Below are 18,618 nucleotides of genomic sequence, written 5' to 3'. Positions count from 1 at the left end.
ACGGTGTACAAGCTTCGGATCAGCTGATTCCAGACGCCTCCGCGCCGATGGTCGTGGTGTCTCCGTGGCCGGTGTAGACCACGGTATCCGGTGGAAGCACCAAGAGGCGCTCCTTGATGGACTTGATGATCGTGGGATGATCGCTATAGGAACGCCCCGTGGCACCGGGCCCGCCATTAAAAAGCGTGTCCCCGGAAAATACGGCGTTCAAGCTAGGTGCGTAAAAGCAGGTAGAACCGGGGGAGTGACCGGGCGTGTGCAGCGCCAGTAACGATGTTTGGGCAACCTCAAAGCTGTCACCATCTTCGATATACCTGTCTGGGACGGTGCCCGGGTAAACGATCTCCCAGAGCATCTGATCCGCAGCGTTCATCATTACCGGAGCGTTGACGAGCCCTGCAAATTCGCGGGCGTATCGGATGTGATCGTCGTGACCGTGTGTGAGCAACACTGCTTTGACCTGGCGGGTTCCCACCAGGGAAACAATGGCTCCAGGGTCATGCGCCGGGTCAATGACATATACCTCTGCGTCATCGCCTACCATCCATACGTTGTTTTCTACATCCCAGGTTCCGCCGTCGAGGGAGAACGTTCCTGAGGTGACGATGTTCTGGATCCGCGCAGCCACTAGAGCACCACAACCGAACGCAGCACTGAGCCTTCGCCCATCTTGGTAAAAGCCGCCTCAATGTCTTCGATGCCGATGCGTTCGCTGACGAAGGCATCCAGGTCCAGCCGCCCCTGCTTGTACAGCTCAACAAGCATCGGGAAGTCACGGGAGGGCAGGCAGTCCCCGTACCAGGAGGACTTCAGTGAGCCACCTCGGCCAAAGACGTCCAAGAGTGGTAGCTCAACAACCATGTCTGGGGTGGGCACTCCCACCAGGACGAGCGTGCCTGCCAGGTCACGGGCGTAGAAGGCCTGCTTATACGTCTCTGGGCGACCCACCGCATCAATGACTACGTCAGCACCAAAGCCGCCGGTCAGCTCCCTAATTGCTTCCACCGCATCCACTGCTGTGGAATCAATTGTGTGAGTGGCGCCGAACTTACGGGCCCCATCAAGCTTTTTGAGATCGCGATCCACAGCGATCACAGTGGTGGCTCCGGCGAGCGCGGCTCCGGCAATGGCCGCCGAACCAACTCCACCACATCCAATCACCGCTACAGAGTCCCCACGCTTAACGGCGCCTGTATTGATGGCGGCACCTATGCCGGCCATCACTCCGCACCCCAGTAGTCCGGCAGCTGCGGGATCGACATCTTCATCCACTCTCGTGCACTGTCCGGCGGCCACCAGAGTCTTTTCAATGAAGGCACCTATGCCCAAGGCTGGGCTGAGTTCTGTGCCATCTTCGAGAGTCATTTTGGTGGTGGCATTTGCGGTGTTGAAACAGTACTGGGGCTGGCCTTTAGCGCAGGCCCGACAGTTGCCACACACAGCCCGCCAGTTGAGAATCACGCGGTCTCCGGGTACCACGTTCACCACGTTGAGCCCCACCGCATTGACCACGCCTGTTGCCTCATGCCCCAAAAGGAAGGGGAAGTCATCGCTGATGCCGCCCTGTTTGTAATGCAGATCTGTGTGGCAGACCCCGCTGGTGAGGACGTCAACCAGGACTTCCCCCGGACCTGGGTCCGGGACCAGGACGGTTTCAATGGTGACGGGGGCATTCTTGGCGCGGACTACAGCGCCTTTGACTTTGTGAATCATGGGGTGCTCCTTGGCTGGGGAATCGACTAAGGTCTGTCTATCACGAGGGCTGAGAAAAAGCCCGCCGGGGCCGCTTCTTGGTGACTTTTGAGCGTTGAACGGTATCTGGCCGGACACCGGGGGGTGTCCGGCCAGATACCGTCGCGGAACGCTTCGGACTCTAGAGGCCCAACTTGGCCATGACGTCCTTCAGCGACGGGTTGGTGGCGGAGCTGCCATCCGGGTAAATAACGGTGGGGACTGTTTGGTTGCCGCCATTGAGGTTCTCGACCAGCACGGCGGTGCCGGGAGTATCCTCAATGTTTATTTCCGTGTAGCTAATCCCCTTGGCCTCAAGCTGCTTTTTAAGTCGCTTGCAATAACCACACCAAACGGTGGAAAACATGGTGATGGTGCCAGCTTCTGGGGTATATTCCAATTTTTGCTCCTTGGCTAAGTCGTATCTGGTGTGTACAACGTTACCGACGCGCCACACTATTCCTGCCATCGGCGAAGCCAACGTGGCAGCATGGTGGCATGTGCGGACGATACGTAATGGCTAGAGCTGTGGGGGACTTGGTAGCTGAGCTGGAGGCAGAGGCTGACGCCAACTTAGAACTGCGGGCTTCTTGGAACGTTGCACCGACCACAGATGTACCTATTGTCTTGGAACGCCTCATCGAGGGCCAGATACACCGGGAAGTCCACGTCGCAAAGTGGGGACTCGTACCACGTTGGGCTAAAGACTCTTCCGTTGCTGTGCGCTCCTTCAACGCCCGCAGCGAGACGGTACTTGAAAAGCCCACCTTTAGGGTTGCCGCCAAAGCTCGGCGCTGCGCGGTCCCTGTTGATGGCTACTACGAGTGGAAAAAAGGTCCAGACGGGGTAAAGCAGCCCTACTTCGTACACTCGAAGAATGGCTCACTTATCACTTTTGCTGGGCTCTATGAATGGTGGAAAGATCCGCAAAAGCTAGACGGCGATGTGGACCAGTGGCTGCTTTCGTGCACTATCTTGACCATGGCGTCTCCTCCCGAGGGAGAACTAGCCACACTGCACGATCGTCTCCCGGTCCCACTTTGTCGCAGCGCTCTCACGGAATGGTTGAGCCCGGGGGAAGGGAATGTAGAACTTTTGGACACTGTCCTTGCACAGGCCTACGGTGTGGCCGATGGCTGGCAGCTGGATCCCGTGGGGCCAGAGGTAGGGAATGTGCGCAATAATTCCGCAGAGCTGATTGTTCCCCGGGTCTGAAAGCTGGTGGGTGCCTCTGCCATACTGGGGTCACTTGCGCGGATGGGCCGTGCGCCGTCGCGGTATCAGCCGCACCGGGGAACGAGCAAAGGTGGTGTCGGATGTGCCGACTTTTTGGGCTTCATGCGGGGACAGAGTCCGTGAAAGCCACCTTCTGGCTTTTGAAAGCCCCCGACAACCTGGCACTGCAGAGCCGAGAAGCACCGGACGGCACAGGGATTGGTGTCTTTAACGGCGTAGGCGCACCTACTGTGAGTAAGCAGCCTATGGCGGCTTGGGAGGATGCCGACTTTGCTTGCTCCGCCAAGACTCTGACAGGCACGAATTTTCTAGCCCACGTTAGGTACGCCTCTACGGGATCACACACCTTAGAAAATACCCACCCTTTTGAGCAAGACCAGCGGCTCTTTGCGCACAACGGCGTGGTGCACGGACTTGCGGAACTCGATGTTCGCATTGCTGACCGTGGCGGCGCGGGACTAGTGCGCGGCCAAACTGACAGCGAAAGGATTTTTGCGCTCGTCACGGCAGAAATTCGGCACAACGATGGAGACGTGGGAGCAGGGCTGAGCGCCGCGCTGACCTGGATAGCACAAAACATACCCGTATATGCGCTGAACTTCATCCTCACCACGGAGTCGGAACTGTGGGCGCTTCGTTACCCACAGACACATGGGCTCCACGTTTTAGAACGCTGCGCTGGTGGTCACTGTGGGACCGGCGAAGGTCAACTTCATGCCGCCAGTGCGAGAATCGCCGCACATTTCCCCGACTTGGCCCAACACGACTCACTGGTGGTGGCCAGCGTGCGCATGGATGCGGACCCCGGATGGCGACTGATGAGCTCCGGCGAACTTCTTCACGTGGACAGTGCGCTGAACGTGGAGTCCAGCTTCCCCCTACAGGAAGTTCCAGCTCGGCTACTGACATTGGCAGACTTGGATCCTGCGGCAGCGGCATCTCAACATCCCTATGGAGCTAACCTCTAGCCGGAGGTCATCGCCACTGAATTGTTCCTTAGGGCCTTTAGGCCCTGTGCGCCGGCCATCTAAGCGGGAAAGATTGACTCTGAAAGGACGGTCTTTGCCATGACAGAGCAAAAAAGTAGTGCCGCAGTCCACATCGTGGTGGGGGTTGATGGTTCCCCGGAATCTATTTTGGCCTTGCAGTGGGCGCAAACCCTGGCCCCGACCCTTGGGGCCAGCATTATGGCTGTTTCCGCCTGGCGGATGGAGACTGCCATGGGACCGTATGAGATACCCGACTGGGACCCTGAACCGATTGCCCGAGAGATCCTGACAGATTCACTGGCCAAGGCGTTTGGCGATGACGTGCCGGAAGGCCTGATTTCCCGGACGTTCCGCGGCCAGGCCTCCCAAGTTCTGATTGAGGCCAGCGAGAAGGCGAAAATGCTGATCGTGGGTTCGCGTGGGCACGGCGGTTTTGCCGGGCTTCTACTCGGGTCCGTTAGTTCCAGCTGTGCAGAGCACGCAGTGTGTCCCGTATTGGTTGTCCACGCAGAGAAAAGCAAACGCCCGTGAAAGCTATTAGCGCATGCCCAGTGGGGGTGTGACAGGGCCCATGAGCCTGCCGGCGACCACTGCGGCGCCCGATTCAAGCGCACAAGCTCTGAGCGTTGCCCAAGCTGCACGGCAGAGCAGCGCGCAAGTGCTCGAGGAACTTCGCTCCCGCCCGACAGGTCTGGCGGAAACAGAGGCAGCAAATCGTCTCGTATCGGTGGGACCCAATGCTCTGCGTTCACACAAAGCAAACCCTTGGACAGTATTGGGGCGGCAGCTTCGCAGTCCCATCCTGATCCTTTTGATGGTCACTGCCGCTCTGTCCCTATTTCTGGGGGCTGCAACGAATTCGATCGTCATTGCTGTCATCTTGTTGGTGAGCGTGGGTCTTGGGTTCAGTAATGAATTCCGCGCCGAGCGCGCCGCCGAGGCACTGCATTCGCGAGTCACGCACACGGTAGTCGTCCTTCGCGGCGGTACTGCATGCCAAATCGACGTGGTGAAGTTGGTGCCCGGCGACGTCGTTCAATTATCTCTGGGAACCATCATTCCAGCGGATATTAGATTGCTCAGCGCTGTGGGTCTGATGTGCGACGAGAGCATTCTTACCGGGGAATCGCTCCCCGTGGCGAAAGATGCCGCTCCCATCTCAGGAGATGTCTCTCTGGGTGATTTGGCGAGCTGCGTATTCATGGGCACCGTTGTGCAGACGGGTAGCTGCAGCGGGGTAGTTGTTGCTACGGGCGCACGTGCGGAGTTCGGGCGGATTGCCCTGGGTTTGGGGGAGTCCTCGCCCCAGACGGAATTTCAGCGCGGGCTCAAATGATTCTCTTTCTTGCTGCTGCAAGTGGCGGTTGTGCTGACGTCGCTGATCTTCATCGCTAACCTTTTGCTGGGCCGCCCCCTGTTGGATTCTTTACTATTTTCTCTTGCCATAGCAGTTGGTATTACTCCACAACTGTTGCCCGCCGTCGTCAGTACGTGCCTTGCCGCCGGTACCCGTGCATTGGCCAAGCGGAAGGTTCTGGTCAAGAGGCTGGTATGCATCGAGGACCTAGGCGACATGGATGTCCTGGTCACGGACAAGACAGGGACTTTGACCGAGGGCCGCATCAGCTTCACCTGCGCACTTCCGGTAGATCCGCTGGTTAGCAAGGACGAACTCTTTGTTTTGGGGCTAGTTTCCACTGAAGCAGACTATTCGTCGGGAACTGTTTCAATGGTGGGCCAGAATCCCTTGGACGCCGCGTTGTGGGAGGCGCCGCAGGCTGTCGGTTTCGAACCGGAGCGGCACCGGCGGCTCGGGCTCATTCCGTTTGATCACACCCGCCGCATGAGTAGTGTCCTAGTCGCAGATGCTGGCGGTGCGCAGAAAATAGTTACCAAGGGATCCCCCGAGGACGTTATGGCTCGGTGCATCAACATCCCGGATCAAGCGCAGGCCCTGTTGAATGTGCAGTACGACGCCGGTGCCCGGGTGATTGCGGTAGCATCCCGTCCCGCCGAGGACATGAGCGCCCTTGGACCCGAAGATGAACAAGCATTGGTGCTGGCAGGTTTTCTCGTCTTCTTGGATAAGCCCAAAGCCAATGCAAAGGAATCCTTGGTGGAATTGGCGGAACTGGGCATCAGTGTCAAGATCGCGACCGGCGATAACGCCAGAGTTGCACAGAAAGTCTGCCGTGATCTAGGTCTGGAGTCCGGCGGGACACTGCTGGGGACACAGATCGACGGGCTGTCCGATCCCGAACTTACGGCAGCTGCTGGGCAATCAAGCATCTTTGCCCGTGTGTCACCCGAGCAAAAAGCCCGAATCATCCGTCTCTTGCGACAACAGGGCCGCGCCGTGGCATTTTTGGGCGACGGCGTCAACGATGCTTTGGCCCTGCATCAGGCCGACGTCGGCATTTCTGTGGAGAGCGCCACCGACGTCGCCAAAGACGCAGCCGACATTGTTCTCATGGATAAGGACCTGGGCGTACTCGCCGAAGGAGTTCGCGAAGGCCGGCGGATTTTCGCTAACACGATCAAGTACGTTTTGATGGGGACATCGTCCAACTTTGGCAATATGTTCAGCGCCGCCGCGGCATCCGTGGTGCTCAGCTTTCTGCCCATGCTGCCGGGACAAATCTTGCTTAACAATCTGCTCTATGACACCGGTCAATTGGCCATCCCCGGGGACCGGGTCGACAAAGAGCAACTTCTGGCGCCGTCGCATTGGGACATCGCGTTCATCCGCCGCTTCATGCTTTTGTTTGGCCCTATCAGCTCGCTCTTCGACTTCGCCACCTTTGGTCTCATGATCTATGTGTTCAACGCAGCACCAGGAGAGTTCCGGGCTGGCTGGTTTATCGAATCAATCGCGACCCAAACCCTCATCATCTTTGCCATTCGAACGCGGCGGGTACCATTTTTTCGCAGTCGGCCCTCCGGCGGGCTGCTCTGGGCCTCATTGGGCGTGGTGGGACTCGGAATCTATTTGCCGTTGTCACCACTGGGTGCCGTGTTGGGCTTCGATCCGCTTCCCATCCCGTTCTTCTTGGCTTTGTTGGCCATGACGGTGCTGTACTTGGTGTTGATTGAATTCGCCAAGCATTGGTTCTTTGCCCGTCAGTCGCAAGAACCAACAAGGCAGCGGATCCGTGGAAGCGCACACCGAATACACCGCCGTGCGGCCCGTTTTAGCGCGGCCACCACTCTCAATCAGCACTGAGCGGCGCGGCTCACTAAATTTTCTTGCTCGCTACAGCTCTTTTCTAGGGCATCTATCGGGAAGAAAGGATAGCCTGTGATTGCCCGACGGGCAAGAAGTGCCGATCAATGGCAAGTGCTTCATGATCATGGGTGGCAATGTGGACGGTTCCGAAACAGGAGCAGGGGAGCCGCTTTTGGCTCCTGCTGCTGGATTACGGATTGAGGACCTACTCCGGGAGTTCGTGGCCCGGGCAGACGAACTACTCCTCACTCAAGAACGCATGCGTGGCCTGTTATCCGCTGTAGTCTCCGTAGCCGAGGATTTGAGCCTAGACGCAGTCTTGGAGCGAGTTGTGAGATCTGCCCGCACCTTGCTTCGTGCTGATTACGCAGCGTTGGGGGTGATTGGGGAGGATCGGTCCTTGACGCATTTCATTACTGTCGGCATTGATGAAGAATTGATTCGTCAGATAGGCCCTCTGCCTACCGGTCACGGTGTTCTGGGAACGCTGACCAGCGATCCTCGTCCTTTGCGTCTGCATGATTTGCACGACCATCCAGCCTCCGTTGGTTTTCCAGAGCACCATCCGCCCATGAAGTCCTTTCTAGGCGTGCCGGTGCGTGTCCGTGGGAGATTTTTCGGAAACCTTTACATGACGGAAAAGGTAGATGGGCAAGACTTCACTCTTGAAGATCAGGAATTAGCCGTGGCTCTGGCGGCAGCAGCGGGCGTTGCCATTGAAAATGCCAGATTATTTGAGGATGCCCGGCGCCGTTCAAGGTGGCTGGAAGCATGCATGTATGTGACCGGGCGCATGATGGACGATGAACGTGACATCACCGAAAACAGCTTGGACATGATCGCTGAAACCGCCTTGCGGGAGTCGGATTCTGCTCTGACCCTGATTGGGGTTTCTGCAGATAACGGTCCTGAGCTGTTCATAGCCGCCGCTGCAGGGGAGCGGGCGGCAGCCATGGCCGGCCGGTCACTGGCGTTGGACACTCCTGCCATCGCGGAAGTACTAAAAACGGGTGTTCCGACAGTTTTCGATGACGCCACAGACCTCCTTGGTGAAGTGGATGGACCTGCTTTGGGGCCGATCATTGTCATAGCGCTTGGGCCTCAAGGGACCAACCAAGGCCTCTTGATATTAGCCAAGGGCCAGGGGTCAGGTAGCTACTCCAAAATCGTAGTGGAGATGAGCGCGGTCTTTGGCTCACACGTCGCACTCGCCCTGGAGCTGGCCCGCTCCCATCGCTTGCGAGAACAAATTATGGTCTTTACCGATCGCGACCGCATCGCCAGGGACTTACACGATGTTGTCATTCAGCGGCTTTTTGCTGCGGGGTTGAGTGTGCAAAGCTTGCAACGGTTTGTTACCGAGAAGGAAGCAGCGCAGCGCATCAGAACGGTCACGGCCGAACTTGATGGGACCATCCGTGACTTGCGCAGCACAATATATTCTTTGCAAGCTACTTCTAGCCAGAGTGAGCTGCTCAGCGACCTGGTTCTAAGAGCCGTTCGTAACGCATCAAATCCATTGCCGTTCGCACCGCGGCTCAATTTATCCGGGCCCATTGATTCAGCAGTTTCTGATGTGATCGCAAAGCATCTGCTGGCGGTTTTGTCGGAGGGACTCAGTAATGCTGTCCGGCACGCAGACGCGGGGACCATTGGGGTTTCTGTGGATGTGACAACCGCGAATGTCACAGTCATCATCGAGGATGACGGCGTCGGTTTGGGCGAGCCTCTGCATCGCAGTGGGCTGGCGAATATGCGCAAGCGGGCCGAACTCCTTGACGGTTCCCTAGAGATTGAAACTGGGGAAAATAAGGGCACACGTCTAGTCTGGTGTGTCCCAGTGAAGGAGTTTCAGTGATGGGTTGGCGGCGTCATCCAGCTTTTGTCGGTAACAAAAATTGCAGCTTGGGTACGCCGCTCGAAGCCCAGCTTCGTTAGGAGTGAGGAAACATAATTCTTGATGGTTTTCTCCGCCAGAAACATCTCCGCACCAATCTCCCGGTTGGTGAGCCCGCACCCGATGAGCTTGAGTACCCGGCTTTCTTGGGGAGTCAGTACTGACAGCCGTGGATCCACGCGCTCTGGTTCGGTTAGGCCAAGAACTACCTTTGCCATGATTTCCGGACTAAACAGCGTCTCCCCGTCAGCGGTTCGGCGCAGGGACGTCAACAAGTCCGTACCGTCAATTTCTTTGAGAACGTAGCCAGCCGCCCCGGCAAGGACTGCCCCGCGCAGTGCTTGTTCGTCGTCGTAGCTGGTGAGTATCAAACAGTGCAAGGATGGATCAACGCTTCTGACATCGCGGCAGACTTCAATGCCTGTGCCGTCTGGAAGTCGTGCGTCCAGCACACAGACATCGGGGTGTAAAGCAGGAATGCGGCGGGTCGCTTCTAGAGCTGAACCCGTGGAACCGATGACCCTGAAACCCTCGCCTTCTAGCAATTCCTTCAACCCACGCCTGACCAGCTCGTGGTCATCGAGAATGAACACCGTGATGGGCTCAACCCGGGGCTTGGGCGTCCTTGATTCCAGCGTGGGTTGCGAATCCATTGCTCTCATCCTCCAGCCGTGAGGATTGTCCGGAGACTGCGCTTATGGTTTCTCATTCGAAGGACGCCAATCGGGGATCGGAAAGGGGTGTTTTCCAAATGTCTGCTTTGGTCACGTGAAAACGGCGGCCGCTAAGGTTGAGGCTACCGACCCTAATGAAGTGATCCTTGGGACCACCTTGCCAGGGATCAAGGGGGAGGGCTTTGGCGTCCGCTCGGCCTTGCGCCCGGGTGATCTCACGGGCAGAACCGCGTAGCACCACGCTCCAGGCAAGCTCAGTGTGGGGATCGTAGCCGTCAATTTCTAAAGCTACGGGTCGAGGCTCCAACAACCACTGAAGTTTCGTTCCGGCCCCGGTACGAAATATCACTGAACCATCGTCTACGACGTAGTTGACAGGAAAGATGTCCGGGTGACCGTCCACGATCACGGCTAGTCGCCCTACGACGTGGCTGGCCAGAATTTCCCAGCACTCTTTCTTCCCTAGGGATTCAACTTCCTGCTTGCCAACTGTATCCATGGTTGTGAGACTACCGCCGCTAGGTCTTTGCTGACAGGGGCCAAAGACCCTAGTGACATCTCGATGCCCCTTAGTTGTCTTTTAGTTGCGATTGTCGGTTGCAGGACCGCTCTAGTCTTCGTTTTCTTCCGGGGACCAGCGGCGGAAATCCAAGGAAAGGTACAGGGCAAGGGCCGCGGAGTTACTTGCCTTTACGCGTAGTGCGACGTGCTTTTGGCCTACGTTGAAGAGGGCATCCATGGTAGCAAGAACCAAGTCCTCGGCCAGGCCGCGGCGGCGGTGCTCCCTGTCAGTGAAGAGTTCAATGATGAAGGGGGCCTCGGGAGTGTCATCGCCGATGGCGCGCTCCACCACCAAGACGGCTGCGACGACAGTACCGTTTTCATCCAACGCAACGTGGGATGCCTTGGGCAAGAATTGCCCATATTTTCCAGCCATCGAAGACTTAATGTCTTCCCTGGCTGCTTGTAGGGATTCTCCGGCAATTCCGGGCTCATAGGCGGTGAAGTACAGCTCACCCAAGCGGGGCAGATCAGATTCTTCCACCGTCCGGGACGCTGTTCTTAGCTCTCGCTCGAGCGGAGATGTCTGTGCGATGAGGGTGACCATGTCAGTCATGGAGCGCTCCTTAAAGTCGTTTGTCCACCAGCGCCGTGATTACGTCGATGACTCTAAGGCCATGCTAGACGTCCTGTGCGCTGACAGCTATCCATATAACGTCGCGAGGCGCTAAACAATGCCCGCCTGGCGAATGTTCTTCCCAATTGACGGCTTTCTTGCCGTGTGGACTGAGCGTACACTGAAATTCTTATAGAATATATGTTCTATAAGAATTTCATGCCGCGTACAGAGGCGTGGTGTGCGCTAGCAGGTGGAGGTGAGGAGTTATGGGTACATTCAGTGAGGCCGTGGAAGTGGTGGCGACAACCGCGGGGGTACCGCTACACCTGCTCTGGCATGGACGCAGATACACCATCGCGGCTGAACCACTGCGTTGGTATGAGCGGCGCAACTGGTGGGATGAGGAAACCCGCGCGGCACCCGGTACCGGAGCCGGATTGGTGGAGCGGGAAATCTGGCGTGTGCAAGTCCGGGCGGACAATGCCGCCCCCGGAGCAGAGTTATTGACCTTTGACTTGGCGAGGTATGTACCAAGAAATCACTGGCGGATCATGAGGATTCATGACGCCGCACCCGGGGCGGGAACGGGCGAAGACTCTCCTGTGGGGAACGGAGAACAAATAATCCGAAATTCTTCTGCGGTGCAGGCATCTGCGGGGAAAAAAGCGACGGCGATGCACTCGGATGCCGTGGAAAGGACCGGTCGTGGCGCATAATTTCGTACACTTACACTCCACTTCGGCTTATAGCGCCCACTACGGAGTGTCTTGGCCGGAAGACTTGGTGCAGGCCGCGGCAGCTGATGGCGCAGACGCTCTAGCTACCACGGACCGGGATGGGCTTTACGGGGCCGTCAAGCATGTCAAATCCTGTATGGCTGCCGGGATTGATCCCATCCTTGGGGTTAATCTCGCTGTTCTTGGATCTGCTGTGACGCAGACAACGGTGACGCAGACAACGGTGACGGAGACAGGCGTGCAGCAATCTGGTGCTCTTGAACCCGATGGGGTGACCCGCGGCAGAATGCGTACAAGCCAGAGCGGATCCGAACTCCTAGCCGAATCCGGAAGAGTCGTTATTTTGGCCCACGGCAGCCGTACCCTGCCCGCCGGTGCGGGCTACGCTGCTTTGTGCCGGTTGATTTCAGTGGCTCACTCTCGGTCCAAAGGGCCCGTAGGAGTAACGCTGGCTCAGCTGGCCGCTGGTGTGCTTGACCCGGAGACCGGGGAAGTTGCCCTCACGGTGTTGCTTGGGCCGTTTTCCAATGTGGGCAAGGCCTTGGACGGACGCAAGTATCTGCTGCCACGGACAAGGTTTCAGGAGTGGGTCCAAACCATGCCGGCAGGGACTTTGACGGTGGAAGTTATTAGCCACTTCAGTGAGCCGGGCACGGCCTTGAGTACAAGCCATGCGGTACGCATGGTGAAGCTGGCACAAGAATTTGGCGTACCGGCCGTTCTCAGCAATGCAGTGCGGTACTGTGCTGCTGATGACGCCCCTACCGCCGATGTACTTGATGCTGCCAGAGCTATCTCACCCATGCGGCACGTATCCAATCTGCAACCCACGGGCCAAAGCTGGTTGAAGGGCGCAGCACAGATGCATGCCATGGCTCAAGAAATCGTGCACCAGGGAGGCCTTGGCGCCGCGGAACTGGGACAGCTGTGGGCCAACACTCACCAACTGGCGGATAAATGTCGACTCGACCCAGGATCGGACTTGGGCTGGAAAAAGCCCGTAACTCCTGAATCTGAAGTGCTAGGTCTCTCTCTGGAATCCGGCGTCGAACTTGCCCAACGAGCGGAAGCCGGACTTGCCTGGCGTTTCCCGGGTCTGTCTGGCAGAAGGCTGCATACGGTGCATGAGCGCCTAGAGACGGAATTGGAGACCATCAACGGACTCGGCTTTGCTTCATACTTTCTGACCGTGGCCGAAGTATCGATGATGATCGCGCAGATGGGGGTGCGGCGGGCTGCGCGGGGATCGGGGGCGTCCTCGCTTGTGAATTATCTACTAGGAATCAGTGCGGTGGACCCCATTGCCAACGATCTCCTGTTTGAGCGGTTCCTCTCCCGCGACCGCTCTACCCTGCCGGACATAGATCTTGACGTTGAAAGCGCCCAACGGCACAACGTGTACCGGCGCATCTTCGAGCGCTTTGGCGCGGAACGAGTGACGCTGATGAGCATGCAAAATGGCTACCGGGCCCGCGGTGCCGTGCGCGACGCCGGACTAGCGTTGGGCATGGAGGCGGAGGAAGTAGATGGTATTGCCAAGCAACTGTGGAGATTTTCAGCAAGCTCCTTCCGCGAAGCTATGGCAGAAAAACCTGAACTGCGCGACTTCGCCGCACGAGTAGAACAGTCCCGGGTAGAAACCGACTCGGGGGCAGAAGCTCTCCAATCTGGCAGTGGTGCGCAACTGGACATGCTGGTTGATCTGACCGAGCGCCTGGATCGGCTTCCACGTCACATCTCCATGCACCCGTGCGGGGTGATTTTGGGAGACTCCAGCTTACTTAACCGCACCCCCGTCCAGCCCAGCGGACTAGGCCTGCCCATGAGTCAGTTCGATAAACATGACATGGACCCCATGGGCATGCTCAAACTCGACGTACTCGGGGTACGCATGCAAAGCGCGATGGCCTATGCCGTGCGCGAAGTGGTGCGTCTGCACCCGTCCAAAGCGGATGCCGTAGCCGCCGGTAACCATCCAGTGGACGGCCATGGAAACGGCCCCGCCTATGTGGGGGAGGACGGGCTGATTGATCTTGACGCTGTCCCGCTGGATGATGAACCAACCTTTGAATTGATCCGCAGCACCCACACTCTTGGCTGCTTCCAGATTGAGTCTCCCGGTCAGCGTGAACTCGTAGGTAAGATGGCCCCACGCGTGTTCAACGACCTCATCATCGACATCTCCTTATTCCGGCCCGGGCCCATGAAATCGAACATGGTCAAACCATATTTAGAAAATCGGCATGGCTTCGCCCCGGAGCATTACGCCCATCCGGACCTCAAATCTGCTCTTGCCGAAACGCACGGCGTCACGGTCTTCCATGAACAGGTGCTGCGGACCCTCCACATCATGACAGGCTGCTCTCTCTCCCGTGCCGACGAGTACCGGCGTGCCCTGGGAACGGAAAGGGAAGCCGTCGTCGAAGCGTATTTTCGCGTTCAGGCGAAGGCGCGCGGCTATGAGAACGATGTTATTGAAGAGGTGTGGGAGACGCTGAAAGCGTTTGGCAGCTTTGGCTTCTGCAAGGCGCACGGGGCGGCATTCGCTGTGCCCACCTATCAGTCGGCCTGGCTCAAGGCCCATCATCCGGCCGAGTTTTTGGCCGGTTTGTGGGAACACGATCCTGGGATGTATCCACGCCGCCTGCTGGTCTCCGAAGCCAGACGCCTGAGTATCCCCATCCTGCCGCTGGACATCAACGCCAGCACAGGACATTACCGGGCTGAGCGAACCATCTCCAAGGGCGCTTCTTTGATAGGCATCCGCTTGAGCCTTGCGGATATCTATGGGCTTTCAGGTACCGAACTGAAACGGATCGTGGCCGGACAGCCCTATGACTCTTTGGCGGATCTACGTGATCGAGCCCGGGTGTCACGGCCGGTCTTGAAACGGTTGGCTCAACTAGGAGCCCTAGATTCTTTGCAACGTGCCGCTGCGCAGATCACCGCCAATACCGCCAACCGGGCAGACCTGGTGGCTCATGTGAATAGTTTGCCGGCGTCGAGGCTCTCCAAAGCTAAACAGCCCATGGAGGGACAGCTGCACCTGCCCCTGGGAGAATTGGAACTTGGCACCCTCAAAGCGGAGCTACCAGCGCCGACTCTGGCCGAAACCGTGCGCACCGAACTTGACCTGCTCTCCCTTGATGTCACAGGGCACCTGATGGAGAGTTACGCGCCGCTGTTGGAGCGGTTGGGAGTGCGGAAGGCAAAAGAACTGCTGGGCCTGCGCAACAACACAGAGGTGCTGGTGGCGGGGGTGCGTGTGGCTACACAGACTCCGCCCATGCGCGGGGGTAAGCGGGTGGTGTTCATCAGCATTGATGATGGCACCGGTTGCGTGGATGCAACGTTCTTCACGGAGGCACAGGAAAGGTCTGGCCCGCTGCTCTTTGGCACGCGTATGTTGCTGATTCGGGGGCTTACCCGGCGCACCGGTCCGCGGGGTATTAGCCTGCAGGCTTTGGAAGCCTGGGACTTGGCCCAGCCGCAGACACTGCCGGTGTTGGTTGGCGCACCGGGAAACCGATACGATCATGGTGGCTCACAGCAACCCCCGTACGTTGCTTAGACAAGGAGCCGTACATAACGAATCAGGGAGTTACCAGTGCCAGTGGATACGCAGATCACTTTGTATGTAGACGGCGAGACGACCACGGTGGCCCCCGGCACCACAGGTGCGCAGCTATTTTTTGAACGTCGCGACGTTGTTGTCATGCGCGTCAATGGAACGCTGAAGGACCTCAGCGCCGAAATTCCTGCCGACGCCGATGTTCAAGCTGTCACGATCGACTCTCCGGACGGCCTGGACGTGCTTCGTCACTCCACCGCCCACGTCATGGCTCAGGCCGTCCAGCAACTGCGCCCGGATGCCAAACTTGGCATCGGCCCTTATATTACTGACGGTTTCTACTTCGACTTTGACGTCGCCGAGCCCTTCACGCCGGAAGACTTGAAGACGCTTGAGAAGATGATGCTAAAGATCGTCAATCAGAACCAAAAGTTTGCCCGCAACGTGGTCTCGGAAGATCAAGCCCGCGCGGCCATGGCCAACGAGCCCTACAAGTTAGAATTGCTCGGCAAAAAGTCCACAGCGGACTCTGCTGGCGAAGGTGTGAACATCGAGGTCGGTGCGGGTGAGATCACCATCTATGCCAATATTGACCGCAAGAGCGGTGAGGAGATCTGGTGTGACCTGTGTCGGGGACCGCACTTGGCCAATACCAAACTGATTTCCAATGCCTTCGCACTGACCCGTACCTCTGCCGCGTACTGGCTGGGCAACCAAAAAAACCAGCAGCTCCAGCGCATCTACGGCACGGCCTGGCCCACCAAGGAAGCGCTAAAAGCGTATCAGGAGCGCGTTGCCGAGGCCGAGCGTCGCGACCACCGCAAGCTAGGTGTGGAGCTGGATCTGTTCTCTTTCCCGGACGAGCTGGGCTCGGGTCTGCCGATTTTCCACCCCAAGGGTGGGATTATTCGTAAAGAGATGGAAGATTACTCCCGCAAGCGCCATGTTGAGGCGGGATATGACTTTGTGTACACCCCGCACATCACCAAGTCCAACCTGTATGAAGTCTCAGGACACCTGGACTGGTACAGGGACGGGATGTTCCCCCCCATGCATGTGGATGAGGAACTCAATGAGGACGGCACCGTGCGCAAGCCCGGCCAGGACTACTACCTCAAGCCCATGAACTGTCCCATGCATAACCTGATCTTCCGCTCGCGGGGCCGGTCCTACCGGGAACTTCCGCTGCGTCTTTTCGAATTCGGCTCCGTCTACCGCTACGAGAAGTCAGGTGTCATCCATGGCCTGACCCGAGTCCGTGGCATGACACAAGACGATGCTCATATTTACTGCACTCGGGAGCAGATGAAGGAAGAGCTCACCGACACGTTGAACTTTGTGCTATCGCTGCTCAAGGACTACGGGCTGAAAGACTTTTACCTGGAACTCTCCACCAAGGATCCGGAAAAGTTTGTGGGCTCCGACGACGCCTGGGAGGAAGCAACCAACACCCTAGCTGAGGTCGCTGAAGCCTCCGGGCTGGAACTAGTGGCAGATCCGGGAGGGGCGGCGTTTTACGGCCCTAAAATCTCCGTGCAGGTCAAGGACGCGCTGGGACGGACCTGGCAGATGTCAACCATCCAGCTGGACTTCAACCTGCCCGAGCGCTTTGAACTTGAATACCAGGCAGCGGACGGTACCCGCCAGCGTCCGGTGATGATCCACCGTGCCCTCTTTGGCACGGTGGAGCGTTTCATGGGGGTCTTGACCGAGCACTACGCCGGAGCTTTCCCGGCCTGGCTCTCTCCCGTTCAGGTGGTTGCGATACCGGTGGCTGAAGCGTTCAACGACTACATGTTTGACGTTGTGGCGCAGCTAAAGAAGGAAGGGATTCGCGCCGAGGTGGACATTTCCAGCGACCGATTCCCCAAGAAGATCCGCACAGCATCTAAGGACAAGGTCCCGTTTGTGTTGATTGCAGGGGGAGACGACGCCGATGCCAACGCTGTTTCCTTCCGCTTCCGAGACGGTAGCCAAGACAACGGCGTACCCGTGGCGGACGCCGTCGCGCGTATTGTCGATGCTGTGAGGAACCGCACGGAGTGAGTGAACAAAGCGCGGCACCGGAGCCGGTGGTGGATAATTTTGAACTGCCCGGCGTGCCGGATGCGTTCCAGAGATTATGGACACCGCATCGGCTCGCCTATGTCAAAGGTGGCCAGGAGAAAGTAACGGGCTCACATAACTGTCCCTTCTGCGAAGCGCCCGAGCGAAGTGACGAACAGTCGCTGATTGTGCACCGTGGAAAGTTGGGTTTTGTGGTGTTAAATCTTTTTCCATACAACCCAGGCCATCTCTTGGTGTGTCCCTACAGGCACGTGCCGGACTACACGGATCTCACTGTGGCCGAAACGGCGGAGTTTGCTGCGATGAGCCAGCAGGCAATGCGAGTACTCCGATCCGTTTCAAGCCCGTCAGGGTTCAATCTGGGCATGAATCAGGGAGTGACAGGGGGAGCGGGCATCGCCGCTCACCTGCACCAACACATCGTCCCTCGTTGGGGTGGGGACGGTAACTTCCTGCCCATCATCGCGGGAACAAAAGCCATTACGCAAACACTCGCGGACACACGCGAGCAGGTGGCTGCCGCCTGGAACACAGTTGACTAGGGAGCAGACGTTGGAAAGGCCCACCCAATGCTGAATAAGTATGCTCGCGCTCTCTTTGCTGCCATCTTCACTCCGGTGGCAGCACTGCTGGTGAGGTTGAAGGTCTCCCCGGATGCCGTCACAATTGTCGGCACCCTGGGTGTGGCGGCTGGCGCCCTGATCGGATATCCCAGGGGGGAACTGTTCTGGGGCACAGTGGTCATTACCGTCTTTGTCTTCTCTGACATCGTCGACGGGCTCATGGCGCGCATGATTGAACGCACCGGACCATGGGGCGCGTTCCTTGATTCCACCCTTGATCGAGTGGGTGATGGCGCCGTGTTCGCTGGTATTGTCATCTGGTTCTACACGGGTGGACATAACTCCTTCATTGCCGCTATGGCCCTGACGTGTTTGGTGCTTGGCTCAGTTGTTTCCTACGCGAAAGCACGCGCCGAAGGCCTTGGAATGACGGCCAACGTCGGTATTGCGGAGCGCTCCGAGCGCTTGGTCGTCGTGCTCGTGGCGACCGGGCTGGTTGGTTTGGGTGTGCCGGAGGCCGTCCTCGCCGTCGTACTCGTTTTACTGGCTATTGCCAGCTTGATCACCATTTTCCAGCGAGTGGGCACGGTCCGCCGTCAGGCACAAAGGGGAAGTCAGCCGGCCGCCAAGTAACTCCGGTTTCAGCCCGGGCGGTTTGTTGGAATACAATGAACGCACCTGTGTGGTGTATCACGATCACCGTGCAGACTAAATTTATCGTTCGTTCCCAGAGGGGTTTTTGTGTCTACATCCGATGTAACACCGGTGACTGGCAGTAGCCGCGTTAAGCGTGGTATGGCTGAGATG

At 57.9% G+C, this 18,618-nt stretch carries 16 protein-coding genes and 1 pseudogene; 11 read left to right on the top strand and 6 right to left on the bottom strand.

Features of this window, described 5'->3' with window-relative positions:
• Positions 1–19: 19 nt before the first annotated feature.
• The 3 genes from LOH53_RS09005 to LOH53_RS08995 all read right to left on the bottom strand — a co-directional run bounded on the left by LOH53_RS09005 (position 20) and on the right by LOH53_RS08995 (position 2,131).
• Entirely contained in the window at positions 20–628 is a 609-nt protein-coding gene (locus LOH53_RS09005) for an MBL fold metallo-hydrolase (protein WP_230067408.1), read from the bottom strand.
• Complete coding sequence (locus tag LOH53_RS09000; RefSeq protein ID WP_230067407.1) at positions 628–1,713, bottom strand: S-(hydroxymethyl)mycothiol dehydrogenase; 1,086 nt, start codon at positions 1,711–1,713, stop codon at positions 628–630. Before LOH53_RS09000 ends, LOH53_RS09005 begins: the two co-directional genes overlap by 1 nt.
• A 160-nt stretch (positions 1,714–1,873) precedes the next feature.
• Complete coding sequence (locus LOH53_RS08995; protein WP_326832763.1) at positions 1,874–2,131, bottom strand: mycoredoxin; 258 nt, start codon at positions 2,129–2,131, stop codon at positions 1,874–1,876.
• A 98-nt stretch (positions 2,132–2,229) separates the two neighbouring features.
• Here LOH53_RS08995 and LOH53_RS08990 point away from each other — a divergent pair, with 98 nt between their 5' ends.
• The 6 genes and pseudogenes from LOH53_RS08990 (at position 2,230) to LOH53_RS08965 (ending at position 9,040) form a co-directional block, all read left to right on the top strand.
• Positions 2,230–2,946, top strand: a complete 717-nt coding sequence (locus tag LOH53_RS08990; protein WP_230067406.1) for an SOS response-associated peptidase — start codon at positions 2,230–2,232, stop codon at positions 2,944–2,946.
• A 101-nt stretch (positions 2,947–3,047) separates the two neighbouring features.
• Positions 3,048–3,935: a class II glutamine amidotransferase gene (locus tag LOH53_RS08985; protein WP_268251064.1), complete on the top strand. Its 888-nt coding sequence runs from the start codon at positions 3,048–3,050 to the stop codon at positions 3,933–3,935.
• Between the two features lie 99 nt (positions 3,936–4,034).
• On the top strand, positions 4,035–4,487 hold the full coding sequence (locus LOH53_RS08980; protein ID WP_230067404.1) for a universal stress protein: 453 nt from the start codon (positions 4,035–4,037) through the stop codon (positions 4,485–4,487).
• Between the two features lie 13 nt (positions 4,488–4,500).
• Positions 4,501–5,472, top strand: a pseudogene (locus LOH53_RS08975) (HAD-IC family P-type ATPase); the annotation flags it as partial.
• 57 nt (positions 5,473–5,529) lie between these two features.
• A complete protein-coding gene (locus LOH53_RS08970; RefSeq protein ID WP_230067520.1) occupies positions 5,530–7,179 on the top strand; it encodes an HAD-IC family P-type ATPase in 1,650 nt (549 codons plus the stop codon).
• Between the two features lie 79 nt (positions 7,180–7,258).
• Positions 7,259–9,040 (top strand): GAF domain-containing sensor histidine kinase, encoded by a 1,782-nt coding sequence (locus tag LOH53_RS08965; RefSeq protein ID WP_326832759.1) that lies wholly within the window; start codon positions 7,259–7,261, stop codon positions 9,038–9,040.
• On the opposite strand, the gene LOH53_RS08960 is transcribed toward LOH53_RS08965, so the two are convergent.
• From LOH53_RS08960 to LOH53_RS08950, 3 genes are all read right to left on the bottom strand, one after another.
• Entirely contained in the window at positions 9,034–9,732 is a 699-nt protein-coding gene (locus LOH53_RS08960) for a response regulator (RefSeq protein ID WP_230067403.1), read from the bottom strand. The genes LOH53_RS08965 and LOH53_RS08960 overlap by 7 nt on opposite strands.
• A gap of 52 nt (positions 9,733–9,784) precedes the next feature.
• Positions 9,785–10,252 carry a pyridoxamine 5'-phosphate oxidase family protein gene (locus tag LOH53_RS08955; protein ID WP_230067402.1) on the bottom strand — a complete coding sequence of 156 codons (468 nt, stop codon included), beginning with the start codon at positions 10,250–10,252 and terminating at the stop codon, positions 9,785–9,787.
• Positions 10,253–10,363: 111 nt separating this feature from the next.
• On the bottom strand, positions 10,364–10,870 hold the full coding sequence (locus tag LOH53_RS08950; protein ID WP_230067401.1) for a GNAT family N-acetyltransferase: 507 nt from the start codon (positions 10,868–10,870) through the stop codon (positions 10,364–10,366).
• 269 nt (positions 10,871–11,139) lie between these two features.
• On the opposite strand from LOH53_RS08950, the gene LOH53_RS08945 reads away from it, so the two are divergent.
• The 5 genes from LOH53_RS08945 to pgsA are packed head-to-tail and all read left to right on the top strand — an operon-like array spanning position 11,140 to position 18,444.
• On the top strand, positions 11,140–11,589 hold the full coding sequence (locus tag LOH53_RS08945; RefSeq protein ID WP_326832758.1) for a DUF6504 family protein: 450 nt from the start codon (positions 11,140–11,142) through the stop codon (positions 11,587–11,589).
• A complete protein-coding gene (locus tag LOH53_RS08940; RefSeq protein WP_230067400.1) occupies positions 11,579–15,181 on the top strand; it encodes a DNA polymerase III subunit alpha in 3,603 nt (1,200 codons plus the stop codon). The genes LOH53_RS08945 and LOH53_RS08940 overlap by 11 nt, the downstream gene beginning before the upstream one ends.
• A 36-nt stretch (positions 15,182–15,217) precedes the next feature.
• The gene (gene thrS, locus LOH53_RS08935) at positions 15,218–17,227 is read left to right on the top strand and encodes a threonine--tRNA ligase (RefSeq protein WP_230067399.1); all 2,010 of its coding nucleotides are present in this window, start codon (positions 15,218–15,220) and stop codon (positions 17,225–17,227) included.
• Positions 17,224–17,790 (top strand): HIT family protein, encoded by a 567-nt coding sequence (locus tag LOH53_RS08930; protein WP_230067398.1) that lies wholly within the window; start codon positions 17,224–17,226, stop codon positions 17,788–17,790. The genes thrS and LOH53_RS08930 overlap by 4 nt, the downstream gene beginning before the upstream one ends.
• Positions 17,791–17,817: 27 nt before the next feature.
• A complete protein-coding gene (gene pgsA, locus LOH53_RS08925) occupies positions 17,818–18,444 on the top strand; it encodes a phosphatidylinositol phosphate synthase (protein WP_230067397.1) in 627 nt (208 codons plus the stop codon).
• Positions 18,445–18,618: the final 174 nt, after the last annotated feature.

Origin of the sequence: Arthrobacter cryoconiti, assembly GCF_020905375.1 — a bacterium.
Classification (GTDB): domain Bacteria; phylum Actinomycetota; class Actinomycetes; order Actinomycetales; family Micrococcaceae; genus Specibacter; species Specibacter cryoconiti.
The sequence above is the reverse complement of the archived record's forward strand: the minus strand, read 5'-3'. Positions and strand labels throughout refer to the sequence as shown.